This is a genomic window from Salmonella sp. SAL03688 (assembly GCF_046551895.1).
GTDB classification, from domain to species: Bacteria; Pseudomonadota; Gammaproteobacteria; order Enterobacterales; family Enterobacteriaceae; genus Salmonella; species Salmonella enterica.
On sequence record NZ_JBGDVI010000007.1, the window covers coordinates 41,899 to 54,186 of the forward strand.

Genomic DNA, 12,288 nt, shown 5'->3' on the forward strand with positions numbered 1-12,288 from the left:
TCATTTGGCCCCGCAGGGGGGCGGATTTTATCATAATAATTTGAGCGCTGCTCCCCTTTCGACGGGAGAACTCATGCGCTCACCATATGCAGGCAAACATCCGGGCCGACATGACGTATTTCGCTGAAGGTAAATTGCGGCGCGTCGGCGAGCTTCTCAAGCCCCGGCAATTCGCATAATCCCCGCGCCTGGGTTCCCAACAATTTAGGCGCGACATAGACAATCAGTTCATCCACCAGCCCGGCTTGCAACAACGCGCCTGCCAGTCCCGGTCCGGCTTCAACCCATATGCTATTAATCTGCTGCCTGCCTAACTGCATCATCAGCACAACCAGATCCAAATGTCCGTTGTGCGCCGGCACGCTGATAGTACGAACCGAATCGGGCCACGCGCGGCTATCTTCCTGGGTACGCGCAATCCACGTTTCGCCAGGCTGCTGCACAATACGATGCGCAGGCGTTACCCGGTTTTGGCTGTCGATAACAATTCGCACCGGCTGGCGCAGATTTTCCTGCGGGTAAGACGCCTGCGTAGAGGCGTCTAACTCCGCCCAACGCACCGTCAAGGCCGGATCGTCAGCCAATACCGTCGCGCTACTGGTTAAGATAGCGTGACTTTGCGCACGCAAGCGCTGAACGTCGCGCCGGGCCTGCGGCGAGGTGATCCACTGGCTTTCGCCGCTGGCCATCGCCGTCCGTCCATCCACGGAGGCGCCCAGTTTAAGCTGAAGATAAGGGAATCCGGTACGCATCCGCTTGAGGAAGCCTTTATTGAGCGCCTCCGCTTCACTCATCATTAACCCGTGGCTGACCGCAATACCCGCCTGTTGCAGGCGATACAGCCCACGCCCGGCGACCTGTGGGTTCGGGTCCTGCATCGCGGCGACCACGCGCGCGACGCCGGCCGCAATCAGCGCATCACAACATGGCGGCGTTCGCCCATGATGGCTACAGGGTTCAAGCGTGACATAGGCGGTTGCGCCTTTGGCTTTTGCGCCCGCCATCCGCAGCGCATGGACCTCGGCATGCGGCTCTCCGGCGCGATGGTGATAACCTTCGCCGACGATATCGCCATTGTTAACAATGACACAGCCGACATTAGGGTTCGGGTGAGTGGTGAAACGTCCACGCTGCGCCAGTTTTAGCGCCCGCGCCATGTAAAACTCATCCTGCATGGCTTAGTCCTGTAGGCGAGCGATTTCTTCGCCAAAGTCTTTGATATCTTCGAAACTGCGATAGACGGAGGCAAAGCGAATATACGCGACTTTATCGAGTTTTTTCAGCTGCTCCATGACCAAGTTGCCAATCATCTTGCTGGGAACTTCACGCTCCCCAGTGGCACGTAATTGTGACTTAATATGGTTCAATGCCATTTCAACATCATCTGCGCTGACGGGCCTTTTTTCCAGCGCTCTCAACATGCCGCTACGCAGCTTATCCTCATTAAAGGGTTCGCGCACATCGTTGCTTTTTATCACGCGCGGCATGACCAGTTCAGCCACTTCAAAGGTCGTAAAGCGTTCATTACACACCAGGCACTGCCGACGGCGGCGCACGGACGAGCCCTCGCCTACAAGACGAGAGTCAATGACTTTGGTATCTACGGCGAAACAAAATGGGCAATGCATACGGCGTCCTGACCAGATGATTTAGAAAACACTATTTTACCCTGAACTGGCGCGACAACAAAGGCGGAGCGCTTTTGAGATAAAGGATCGGTGCCTTTGTGCGTATAGCGCACTACCATTACGCTATCGAACCATGAAGGAAATGATCGACATGACAAGACGTTACCTAAGAATTCTCCTGGTGGGAAGTCTCTTGAGCCTGACCGCCTGCGCGCCACAGAGCGAAGTTCGCCAGATGCATCAAAGCATTAGCACCCTGAATAAAGAGATGACCCAACTGAATCAGGAAACGGTAAAAATTACCCAACAAAATAAGCTGAATGCGGAGTCAACCCGCGGCGTCTATTTGTTGCCTGGCGCCAATACGCCTGCCCGGCTGGAGAGTCAGATCGGTACGCTATGTATGACATTGCTGGAGATTACGCCTGTCGCAGACGGCGCGCACGCAACGTTACGCATTCAGGGCGAGTCCCGCGATCCGCTGCCGGCATTCAGCGCTACCGTAGAGTACGGGCAAATTCAGGGCACTACGGAGAACTATCAGGAGGTGAATGCACAGAGCCTTCTGGTAAATGCCCCTGCCAGTTTGCTGGCGCCCAGTGATGTCAATATTTCGTTACCGTTGAAGGGGATCACACCGGCGCAGTTAGGCTTCATTCGCATCCATGATATTCAGCCTGTTAATCAATAAACGTTCTGGCGGAGCGTTTTGTGCGTTCCGCAACATCCCCCGCGCGACTTTTGTTGCCCTACTGACATTTTCGTCATTTATGACATAGATTGGTAATATTCATGAAAGGCAGTACTGTCGCCGCACCTAAAATGCGCAAACGTGAACGCAATCGATTACGTAAATGATAGATATGTGAAACAAGACATATTTTTGTGAGCAATGATTTTTATAATAGGCTCCGCAGAAACACGAAATATTTAGAAACGCAAATTGCGTTCTTTTCACTCCCGTAAGGGATTTCAAACAGTGGCATACATATGAAAAAAACTTTACTCGCAGTCAGCGCAGCGCTGGCGCTCACCTCATCTTTTACTGCTAACGCAGCAGAAAATGATCAGCCGCAGTATTTGTCCGACTGGTGGCACCAGAGCGTAAACGTGGTAGGCAGCTACCATACCCGTTTCTCGCCGAAATTGAACAACGACGTCTATCTGGAATATGAAGCATTTGCCAAAAAAGACTGGTTTGATTTCTACGGCTATATCGATATTCCCAAAACCTTTGATTGGGGTAACGGCAACGATAAAGGTATCTGGTCCGACGGTTCTCCGCTGTTCATGGAAATCGAACCGCGTTTCTCAATTGATAAGCTGACCGGCGCAGACCTGAGCTTCGGCCCGTTTAAAGAGTGGTATTTCGCCAACAACTACATCTACGATATGGGCGATAACAAAGCCAGCCGCCAGAGCACATGGTATATGGGTCTGGGGACCGATATCGACACCGGCCTGCCGATGGGTCTGTCGCTGAACGTGTATGCGAAATATCAGTGGCAAAACTACGGCGCGTCCAATGAAAACGAATGGGACGGCTACCGTTTCAAAGTGAAATACTTCGTCCCCATCACCGATCTGTGGGGCGGTAAACTGAGCTATATCGGCTTTACCAACTTTGACTGGGGATCTGATTTAGGCGACGATCCGAACCGTACCAGCAACTCCATCGCTTCCAGCCATATCCTGGCGCTGAACTACGATCACTGGCACTACTCGGTCGTTGCGCGTTACTTCCATAACGGCGGACAGTGGCAGAATGGCGCAAAACTGAACTGGGGCGACGGCGATTTCAGCGCGAAATCTACCGGCTGGGGCGGCTACCTGGTCGTGGGTTACAACTTCTAAACCTGCAAAAAAGGCCAGAGGTCGCCCTCTGGCCCGTTTCAGGCGCATGCTGCCATGCGGCGGCGAGTCGCGCCCACTTCACATTACTTCCGGCGATGCCACCAGCCTAAAAACAGACCTGTCGCAATCCCGACCAGCGTTGGTGCCGCCAGATCGTGCCAGATAGTAATGCTCAACTCTGTGAGCGTCATATTGCCGCCTTTGTTGCAATGGCAACGGTTCGCGGCTATCCTCAACTTGTCTAGGGTCAAGTTAGCCCCCGTAATGTTGCCGGTGAATACCGAACAATGTGCGGGGGTTTTCTCTTTCCAGCGACAAGGCCACCGGGGATCAAGCCCCCGCAACATTGCGCCTCACCGGGTTGCCCCGGCTTACCGCTGATTCTACTCTGCTCGCCAGTATCGGCAGGACTTAAAAACAAAAAAATCCCAACCTTGCGATCGGGATTCCAGTGACAATGTATGCGTTACAGGACGTTTGGGGCTGGCGACAAACTCCGGGGCTGAAAAAATGTCGGATTGCATCCGATCTACGAAAACCAATAATTCATTTATATTGCGGATTCCGTTGGGTGGAGCGAAGCGTAACCTAACATTCAACAGCACCAACAGCTTTGTCAGCAGTCTGCTTATTTCTTTTTGTTCATCATCGCTTTCAGATCGGCAAACGGGTTATAAGTCGCCTCGCCGACATCTTTTTGCGCATCTTCCCCGGCAATGACCGTCGAACCGTACTGATCGGCTTCGGTATATTTGGAATGCTCATGATCGTGGCAGTAGAGGCACAATAGCTCCCAGTTGCTGCCGTCTTCCGGGTTATTGGTGTGGTCATGATCGATATGATGCACCGTCAGCTCACGCAGATTTGAATACACAAACTCACGAGAACAACGTCCGCACACCCACGGAAACAGCTTCAGCGCTTTTTCACGATAGCCGCTTTCCAGGCGCGCGTAGTTTTTGGGGATGATAGCCATAATTAACAGGTACCTGAATAATACAAAGGGTTATGCGCAGTTTCCCGCGAAGCCGGGCTTTTAGCAATGATTCTGTGCAACTTATATATCCAGGTAAGGAAGGCTATTTCAGGCAAACTGATGACCAATCAACCCGTTTTACAAGCGTTAGAGGTATCGCTATCACATCTTACGGCATTTTTTCGTGCTCAACTTTACGCAAAAAATCACGCAAAGAACGGTCGATTGTTTCACGAAATCGCCGGTTAAGCGGAGTAATTTGTAAACAGCGATCGAGGCGAAAACACCGATAGTCTTCCCGTCTCTCACACCAGGCAACCAGTAGCCAGTGCTCTCCCCAGAAAAACAATCCCAGCGGTTGTATATCCCGCGAAGAGAGATGCCCCGCTTCATCACGATAATGTAGCGCCAACACCTGCTGCGCCGAAACGGCCTGATGGATAAGATCAAACGCGCTGCGCGAATGTGGAGATGTACCCAAATCCGGAGCGTAAATCCGTGTCTGCTCCGCTTTACGACGGCTCTCTTCCGGTAAAATAGCCAACACTTTTTCCTGGGCGGATTCAAGCTCGCGCGATAGCGAATCGCCGCCCCAGGTTTTCAATAACCGTATAGCCACCATCAGTGCTTCCGATTCACGATGGGTAAGCATCAAGGGTGGCAGATCAAAACCTGCCATTAAACGGTATCCGCTCCCCGCTTCACCTTCGACAGGCACACCGGATAACGACAGATCGCGAATATCGCGATAAATCGTCCGTTCAGAAACCGCAAGCCGCTGTGCCAACAGCGCTGCCGTCGTCAGTCGTCTACCCCGCAAAATTTGCACGATCTGAAACAAACGGTCAGCGCGTCTGGTCATATTGACTCTCTACATTTAGCAAATATCACGCAGGTTGATGTAAACCTATTCGGTTACCTTCGCTGTCAATAAACAACGCGATGGTTCCAATGTCATCTCCGGGAACCATGGGTTCCAGAACACACTTGCCACCAGCAAGGACGACACGTTCAATCGAGGCTAACAAATCGGCGGTATGCAGATAAATAACGACTCCCTGCGCAACTGGAGCGACATCATCCTGCTTTATCAGCGCTCCGCCGGGTCCGGGTTCAACATACGGGAATACGGCCAGGTCCGCCCCATCCATGGTTTCCCGACGTAACGATATCTGCATCACTTGCTCATAAAAGGCGATTGCACGCGCCATATCAGTAACTGGAATTTCAAACCAGTTAATCAAGTTTTTCATACATCCTCCTGCGAGTGTGGGTAAATTCATGAGGAGTGTATGACAGGGCTCCTGACAGCATACTGTCAGTAATGTTTATCGTCATGGTACATAAATAAAAAAAATCCCGATCGCATGACCGGGATTCAGATAACACTTAAATACGCGTTTACGGCAGAATGGACGGCTGATCCGCCCCTTCTTTTTCGACTTTCTGCTGCAGCATATGCTCGCGCTTCATACCGAGTTTCAGCGCCAGCGCCGATGCGACATAGATAGAAGATGCCGTACCAATAGAGACACCGATCAGCATCGTCAGCGAGAAGCCTTCCAGTACCGGACCGCCGAAGAGGTACAGCATCAGAATTACCACTAACGTCGTACCGGAGGTAATCAACGTACGGTGTAGCGTCTGGGTCAGCGACACGTTAAAGATTTCGTAAGGCGTCCCGCGACGGATTTTGCGGAAGTTTTCACGAATACGGTCGGAGACCACGATACTGTCGTTCAGCGAGTAACCGATCACCGACATCAACGATGCCACAATGGTCAGGTCAATCTCGATATGGAAAAGCGACAGTATCCCCAGCGTAATGATCACGTCGTGCGCCAGCGCGATGACCACCCCTGCCGCCAGTCGCCACTCAAAGCGGAAACCGACATAAACGAGGATAGAGATCAACGCCACCAGCAGCGCCATAGCGCCGGTTTGCGCCAGATCGGCGCCCACGCTTGGCCCCACGAATTCAATACGCTTCACGGCCGCGTTCTGGTTGGTGGCTTCATTAATGATCGTCACCACTTTGCTACCCAGTACCTGACCGCCGGTTTCACCTTCGGTTGGCGGCATACGCACCATAATGTCGTGACTGCTGCCAAAGTTCTGCAACTGCGGCTCTTCATAGCCCGCTTTTTGCAGCGCTTCGCGCATCACGTCCATTTCAGCCGGTTTTTCCAGTGTGATTTCAATTACCGTACCACCGGTGAAATCCAGCCCCCAGTTAAACCCGCGTACGCCCATAATGACAATGGCCGCGATCAGCAACAGCCCGGAGATGCCGAATGCCCAGAAGTCCCAGCGCATAAAGTCATAGACTTTACGGCCGTGGTTTAGTTGTTCAACAGTGTATTCCTGTGCCACATCGCACTCCTCAGATTGACAGCTTAGTGACGCGCTTGCCGCCATATAGCAGGTTTACGATAGCACGCGTACCGATAATCGCGGTAAACATCGACGTCGCCACACCGATACCGGTCGTAATCGCGAACCCTTTAATTGCCCCGGTACCAACGGCATACAGAATGATGACTTTAATCAGCGTCGTGATGTTCGCATCGAAGATGGAACTGAACGCGCCGGCATAGCCTTCGTTTATCGCCTGCTGTACCGTGCGGCCATTACTCAACTCTTCTTTGATACGTTCGTTAATCAGAACGTTGGCGTCGACCGCCACCGCAAGGGTTAACACGATACCCGCAATCCCCGGCATACTGAGCGTTGCCCCCGGCAACAGCGACATGATACCGACAATCAACACCAGGTTAGCCACTAACGCGCTGGTCGCAATCAGACCAAACTTCTTATAGAAGAAGATCATGAACAGGATGGAGACCACCAGACCGGCCAGACAGGCTTCCAGGCCCTGCTTGATGTTCTGCATACCCAGAGTCGGGCCAATGGTGCGCTCTTCAACGATCTGAATCGGCGCAATCAGGGCGCCCGCACGCAGCAACAACGAGAGCTGACGCGCTTCGTTCGGGTTGCTGATACCGGTAATACGGAAGCTGTTACCCAGCCGAGACTGGATGTTGGCAATGTTAATCACCTCTTCCTGTTTCACCAGTACGGCGCGACCGTTAGCGTCTTTCTTACCACTGTCTTTATACTCCACAAACAGGGTCGCCATCGGTTTTCCGATATTGTCCTTAGTGAAGTTAGACATGATATTGCCGCCTGCGCTATCCAGCGAGATGTTAACCTGCGGTTGGTTATATTCATCCTGGCTGGACGTCGAGTCGGTGATATGGTCGCCGGTGAGGATCACGCGTTTGTACAATACCACCGGCTGACCTTCGCGGGTCTGTTTCACTTCGGAATCGCCCGGTACGCGCCCGGCAGCAGCGGCGGCCTGGTCAACGTTGGTATTCACCAGACGGAATTCCAGCGTCGCGGTCGCGCCGAGAATTTCTTTCGCGCGAGCGGTATCCTGGATACCCGGCAGCTCAACCACAATACGGTCTGCGCCCTGACGCTGTACGACAGGCTCCGCGACGCCCAGTTGGTTAACACGGTTACGCAGAATATTAATGTTCTGCTGAACGGCGTATTCACGCGCTTCGCTCAGGCGCGCATCGGTCATTACCGCGCGAAGTTGATTACCGCTCTGGCTGGAAATCACCAGGTCACGATGACGCGGCGTCAGATAGGCGATCGCCTCATCACGCGCTTTGCTGTCACGGAACGTGATGCTCAGCCCATAATTATTTTCTTTACGAACGGTGGTATAAGGAATGCCTTTCTCACGCAGATCGCTGCGCAGGCTATCGATATTTTGTTCCTGGAGTTTACCTAACGCGGTATCCATATCCACTTCCATCAGGAAGTGAACGCCGCCGCGCAGATCAAGACCGAGCTTCATCGGATCGGCGTGAATAGCCGCCAACCAGCGCGGCGTAGCCGGCGCAAGGTTAAGCGCCACGACATATTTATCCCCCAGCACGCTCATCAGCGCTTCACGGGCGCGTAGCTGGGTATCGGTGGTGTCGAAGCGCGCAAGAATAGCGCCCTCTTCCAGTGCCACAGACTTAGCGGGAATTTTTTCTTCTTGTAACGTTTTCTGGACCTGGATCAGCGTTTGCTCACTGGCGGCGACGCCGCGCACGCCAGTGATTTGAACAGCCGGATCCTCACCATACAGGTTGGGAAGTGCGTAAAGCAGGCCGACGATAATCACGACGACCAGCATGATGTACTTCCACAAAGGATAACGGTTTAACACGGCAGTTCCCTTTGGGAAAACGAAATATTACAGCGCCTTCATGGTGCCTTTCGGCAGAACGGCAGCTACGAAGTCACGTTTGATAACCACTTCCGTGGTGTCATTCAGCGCGATGGCAATGTAGCCGGCTTCCGCTACTTTGGTCACTCGACCGACCAGACCGCCATTCGTCAGAACTTCATCACCTTTCGCAATGGAGTCCATCAGCTTTTTGTGCTCTTTGGTGCGCTTCTGCTGCGGGCGCAGGATCATGAAATAGAAAATCAGACCAAACACCACCAGCATTAAAATCAGAGACATCGGGCTGCCCTGCGCCGGAGCACCTGTTGCCGCTACCGCATCAGAAATAAAAAAGCTCATTCAAATTCCCTCATTATTAAAATTAATCAACGTTCAAAGGTGGAACGGGTCGCCCCTGACGTTGGTAAAACTCGGTTACGAAGCTCTCTAATTTACCCTCTTCAATAGCCTTGCGTAAACCCGCCATCAAACGCTGGTAGTAACGCAAGTTATGAATGGTATTGAGACGCGCACCTAATATTTCGTTGCAACGGTCGAGATGATGCAAGTAAGCGCGTGAATAATTGCGACAGGTGTAGCAATCGCACTCGGCGTCAAGCGGGCTGGTGTCGCTTTTATGCTTTGCATTACGAATCTTCACCACGCCGTCGGTCACAAACAGATGACCATTGCGGGCATTTCGCGTTGGCATGACACAGTCAAACATATCAATACCGCGACGAACCCCTTCCACCAGATCTTCCGGTTTACCCACGCCCATCAGGTAACGCGGTTTGTCAGCCGGGATCTGCGGGCAAACGTGCTCCAGAATGCGGTGCATATCTGCTTTCGGCTCACCGACAGCCAAACCGCCGACAGCGTAGCCATCAAAGCCAATCTCTACCAGACCTTTCACCGAGATATCGCGTAAATCTTCGTAAACGCTGCCCTGAATGATGCCAAAAAGCGCATTCTTATTGCCAAGGCTATCAAAACGGTCACGGCTACGCTTCGCCCAACGCAACGACATCTCCATCGAGCGTTTAGCATAGTCCCAGTCTGCCGGATACGGCGTACATTCATCAAAGATCATCACGATATCGGAACCGAGATCGTACTGGATCTCCATCGACTTTTCCGGATCGAGGAAAATCGGATCGCCGTTGATCGGGTTACGGAAGTGCACGCCTTGCTCGGTAATCTTACGAATATCGCCGAGGCTGAAGACCTGGAAGCCGCCGGAATCGGTGAGAATAGGCCCTTTCCACTGCATAAAATCGTGCAGGTCGCCATGCAGCTTCATGATTTCCTGACCCGGGCGCAGCCACAGGTGGAAAGTGTTGCCGAGAATAATCTGCGCGCCGGTCGCTTCTACTTCTTCCGGCGTCATGCCTTTGACCGTACCGTAAGTACCCACAGGCATAAAAGCAGGCGTTTCCACTACGCCACGATCAAACACCAGACGACCGCGACGCGCGCGACCATCGGTGGTATCTAACTCAAATTTCATTATCACTCCTGCGTCAGAAAAACAGTCCGACGTTTAACGACTCGCTACGGAATGATTCCATAGCTAATAAATTCCCGAAGGCGTCATCGGCGCAGCCAGTTTGGGGTCGACCAGCGCACAGCCACCGGAGCGTACACGCAGTACGTGAGGATGGCGAGCACTGCCCGGCGTCAAAATGGCAAGTGAGATAGCCTTCTTACGGACGCTCAAAAATAGCCTGCGGATTGTACGTGATAAACATCGCGTCCCCGTAGCTAAAAAAGCGATATTTTTGTTCTACCGCAGTCTTATAGGCATTCATGGTGTGTTGATAACCGGCAAATGCGGAAACCAGCATAATCAACGTCGATTCCGGCAGATGGAAGTTGGTGATCAGCGCATCAATCACTTTGTATTGATAACCTGGATAAATAAAGATTTGCGTATCGCCGAAGAACGGCTCTATCAAATCGCTTTTTGCCGCCTGCGCCGCGCTTTCCAGCGAGCGTACCGAGGTGGTGCCGACGGCGATAACCCGGTTGCCGCGCGCTTTCGCCGCCAGCACCGCGTCGACCACCTCTTGCGGCACCTCAGCATATTCGGAGTGCATGATGTGATCTTCAATGGTATCGACACGCACCGGCTGGAAAGTGCCCGCGCCTACGTGTAGCGTAACAAACGCCATTTCGACACCTTTCTCACGAAGCGCCGCCAGCAGCGGCTCATCAAAGTGCAGCCCGGCGGTCGGCGCGGCGACGGCGCCCGGTTTTTCACTGTAGACCGTCTGGTACAGTTCGCGGTCGGCGTCCTCGTCCGGACGGTCGATGTACGGCGGCAACGGCATATGGCCGATGGCGTTGAGAATATCCAGCACCGGACGCGGGTCATTAAACTCAACTTCAAACAGAGCGCCGTGACGCGCAGCCATGGTCGCGTGGATACTTTCGTCGTCGCCCAGTAGCAGTTCCGTGCCCGGTTTTGGCGCTTTAGAAGCGCGAATATGCGCCAGGATGCGTTTATCATCGAGCATACGTTCGACCAGCACTTCTATCTTGCCGCCGCTGGCTTTACGGCCAAAGAGCCGCGCCGGGATCACGCGGGTATTATTGAAGACCAGCAAATCGCCAGGGTTGAGCTTATCGAGCAGATCGGTGAAAGTACCGTGCGTCAGCGCGCCCGTCGGCCCCTCTAATGACAGCAAACGGCAGCGACTGCGTTCCGGCTGTGGGTAGTGGGCAATCAGGGATTCGGGTAGTTCAAAGGAAAAATCGGTAACGCGCATGACTCTGACTCAGACTAAAATAAGAGGCGGGTAGTCTAGTGCCGGGGCGTTCCCGCTGCAACCGTTACCCGCTTTTTGGACAGAGAATCAATAATGAATTTTCTTGCTCACCTGCATCTGGCGCACCTTGCCGACAGCTCGCTTTCCGGTAATCTTCTGGCCGATTTTGTCCGCGGTAACCCGGCAACGCATTATCCTCCTGACGTGGTAGAGGGTATTTATATGCATCGGCGTATTGACGTCATGACCGACAACCTGCCGGAAGTTCGTGAGGCGCGAGAGTGGTTCCGCCATGAAACTCGGCGCGTGGCGCCCATTACGCTGGACGTCATGTGGGATCATTTTTTATCGCGCCACTGGACGCAAATCTCTCCCGATTTTCCACTTCAGGCGTTTGTCGGCTACGCCCATGCGCAGGTCGCGACGATTCTGCCCGACTCCCCGCCGCGCTTTGTCAACCTGAATGATTATCTTTGGTCAGAAAAATGGTTAGAGCGGTATCGCGATATGGATTTCATTCAAAACGTGCTGAATGGCATGGCGAATCGCCGTCCCCGGCTGGATGCCTTGCGTGATTCCTGGTACGATCTGGACGCGCACTACGACGCGTTAGAAGAGCGCTTCTGGCATTTTTATCCGCGTATGATGGCACAGGCCGCCCGCAAAGCGCTGTGACGGCCTGATAGCGAGGGCGTGCGTCAGATCCGCCGTTGGCAGAAAGATCGTTCGCTGTCATAAAGGGGTCATCATTACGATTTATAATGACCCGATCGATAGGCAAAAGCTGTCTCATTGATTGTCAAGACCGCATTGTTTTGTCGCTTCGCC

The 12,288-nt window shown here is 53.1% G+C and carries 14 protein-coding genes; 3 read left to right on the forward strand and 11 right to left on the reverse strand.

What is annotated here, in order from left to right; all coding sequences use genetic code 11:
• Positions 1–71: 71 nt before the first annotated feature.
• Together ribD and nrdR are read right to left on the reverse strand one after the other, a co-directional pair.
• The gene (ribD, locus tag ACLJR2_RS09305) at positions 72–1,175 is read right to left on the reverse strand and encodes a bifunctional diaminohydroxyphosphoribosylaminopyrimidine deaminase/5-amino-6-(5-phosphoribosylamino)uracil reductase RibD (protein WP_001150218.1); all 1,104 of its coding nucleotides are present in this window, start codon (positions 1,173–1,175) and stop codon (positions 72–74) included.
• A 3-nt stretch (positions 1,176–1,178) separates the two neighbouring features.
• Complete coding sequence (gene nrdR / locus ACLJR2_RS09310) at positions 1,179–1,628, reverse strand: transcriptional regulator NrdR (RefSeq protein WP_000543533.1); 450 nt, start codon at positions 1,626–1,628, stop codon at positions 1,179–1,181.
• 151 nt (positions 1,629–1,779) lie between these two features.
• Between nrdR and ACLJR2_RS09315 the strand changes: the two genes are divergently transcribed.
• Both ACLJR2_RS09315 and ACLJR2_RS09320 read left to right on the forward strand, forming a co-directional pair.
• Entirely contained in the window at positions 1,780–2,319 is a 540-nt protein-coding gene (locus ACLJR2_RS09315; protein WP_043991110.1) for a DUF3251 domain-containing protein, read from the forward strand.
• Between the two features lie 299 nt (positions 2,320–2,618).
• The gene (locus ACLJR2_RS09320; RefSeq protein WP_000752021.1) at positions 2,619–3,482 is read left to right on the forward strand and encodes a nucleoside-specific channel-forming protein Tsx; all 864 of its coding nucleotides are present in this window, start codon (positions 2,619–2,621) and stop codon (positions 3,480–3,482) included.
• A gap of 83 nt (positions 3,483–3,565) precedes the next feature.
• Here the strand turns inward: ACLJR2_RS09320 and ACLJR2_RS09325 are convergent, their stop codons facing one another.
• From ACLJR2_RS09325 to queA, 9 genes are all read right to left on the reverse strand, one after another.
• Entirely contained in the window at positions 3,566–3,673 is a 108-nt protein-coding gene (locus ACLJR2_RS09325) for a type I toxin-antitoxin system toxin Ldr family protein (RefSeq protein ID WP_000176312.1), read from the reverse strand.
• Positions 3,674–4,110: 437 nt separating this feature from the next.
• Entirely contained in the window at positions 4,111–4,458 is a 348-nt protein-coding gene (yajD, locus tag ACLJR2_RS09330; protein WP_000974818.1) for an HNH nuclease YajD, read from the reverse strand.
• A 169-nt stretch (positions 4,459–4,627) separates the two neighbouring features.
• Entirely contained in the window at positions 4,628–5,320 is a 693-nt protein-coding gene (locus tag ACLJR2_RS09335; protein WP_000198318.1) for a helix-turn-helix transcriptional regulator, read from the reverse strand.
• A 25-nt stretch (positions 5,321–5,345) separates the two neighbouring features.
• Complete coding sequence (locus tag ACLJR2_RS09340) at positions 5,346–5,711, reverse strand: VOC family protein (RefSeq protein WP_000793037.1); 366 nt, start codon at positions 5,709–5,711, stop codon at positions 5,346–5,348.
• Between the two features lie 148 nt (positions 5,712–5,859).
• Entirely contained in the window at positions 5,860–6,831 is a 972-nt protein-coding gene (gene secF / locus ACLJR2_RS09345; protein WP_000046629.1) for a protein translocase subunit SecF, read from the reverse strand.
• Positions 6,832–6,841: 10 nt separating this feature from the next.
• Positions 6,842–8,689 (reverse strand): protein translocase subunit SecD, encoded by a 1,848-nt coding sequence (secD, locus tag ACLJR2_RS09350; protein ID WP_000934811.1) that lies wholly within the window; start codon positions 8,687–8,689, stop codon positions 6,842–6,844.
• Between the two features lie 27 nt (positions 8,690–8,716).
• The gene (yajC, locus tag ACLJR2_RS09355; protein ID WP_000007628.1) at positions 8,717–9,049 is read right to left on the reverse strand and encodes a preprotein translocase subunit YajC; all 333 of its coding nucleotides are present in this window, start codon (positions 9,047–9,049) and stop codon (positions 8,717–8,719) included.
• 22 nt (positions 9,050–9,071) lie between these two features.
• Positions 9,072–10,199: a tRNA guanosine(34) transglycosylase Tgt gene (gene tgt, locus ACLJR2_RS09360; protein WP_000667305.1), complete on the reverse strand. Its 1,128-nt coding sequence runs from the start codon at positions 10,197–10,199 to the stop codon at positions 9,072–9,074.
• 196 nt (positions 10,200–10,395) lie between these two features.
• Entirely contained in the window at positions 10,396–11,460 is a 1,065-nt protein-coding gene (queA, locus tag ACLJR2_RS09365) for a tRNA preQ1(34) S-adenosylmethionine ribosyltransferase-isomerase QueA (RefSeq protein WP_001266519.1), read from the reverse strand.
• Positions 11,461–11,553: 93 nt separating this feature from the next.
• On the opposite strand from queA, the gene acpH reads away from it, so the two are divergent.
• Complete coding sequence (acpH, locus tag ACLJR2_RS09370) at positions 11,554–12,135, forward strand: ACP phosphodiesterase (RefSeq protein WP_001009858.1); 582 nt, start codon at positions 11,554–11,556, stop codon at positions 12,133–12,135.
• Positions 12,136–12,288 lie beyond the last annotated feature (153 nt).

Coding starts and splice junctions, on each gene's coding strand:
- ACLJR2_RS09320 (WP_000752021.1), top strand. CDS start 2,619: ATGAAAAAAACTTTACTCGCAGTCAGCGCAGCGCTGGCGCTCACCTCA.
- tgt (WP_000667305.1), bottom strand. CDS start 10,199: ATGAAATTTGAGTTAGATACCACCGATGGTCGCGCGCGTCGCGGTCGT.
- ACLJR2_RS09340 (WP_000793037.1), bottom strand. CDS start 5,711: ATGAAAAACTTGATTAACTGGTTTGAAATTCCAGTTACTGATATGGCG.
- ribD (WP_001150218.1), bottom strand. CDS start 1,175: ATGCAGGATGAGTTTTACATGGCGCGGGCGCTAAAACTGGCGCAGCGT.
- queA (WP_001266519.1), bottom strand. CDS start 11,460: ATGCGCGTTACCGATTTTTCCTTTGAACTACCCGAATCCCTGATTGCC.
- acpH (WP_001009858.1), top strand. CDS start 11,554: ATGAATTTTCTTGCTCACCTGCATCTGGCGCACCTTGCCGACAGCTCG.
- yajC (WP_000007628.1), bottom strand. CDS start 9,049: ATGAGCTTTTTTATTTCTGATGCGGTAGCGGCAACAGGTGCTCCGGCG.
- nrdR (WP_000543533.1), bottom strand. CDS start 1,628: ATGCATTGCCCATTTTGTTTCGCCGTAGATACCAAAGTCATTGACTCT.
- ACLJR2_RS09325 (WP_000176312.1), bottom strand. CDS start 3,673: ATGACGCTCACAGAGTTGAGCATTACTATCTGGCACGATCTGGCGGCA.
- ACLJR2_RS09335 (WP_000198318.1), bottom strand. CDS start 5,320: ATGACCAGACGCGCTGACCGTTTGTTTCAGATCGTGCAAATTTTGCGG.
- ACLJR2_RS09315 (WP_043991110.1), top strand. CDS start 1,780: ATGACAAGACGTTACCTAAGAATTCTCCTGGTGGGAAGTCTCTTGAGC.
- yajD (WP_000974818.1), bottom strand. CDS start 4,458: ATGGCTATCATCCCCAAAAACTACGCGCGCCTGGAAAGCGGCTATCGT.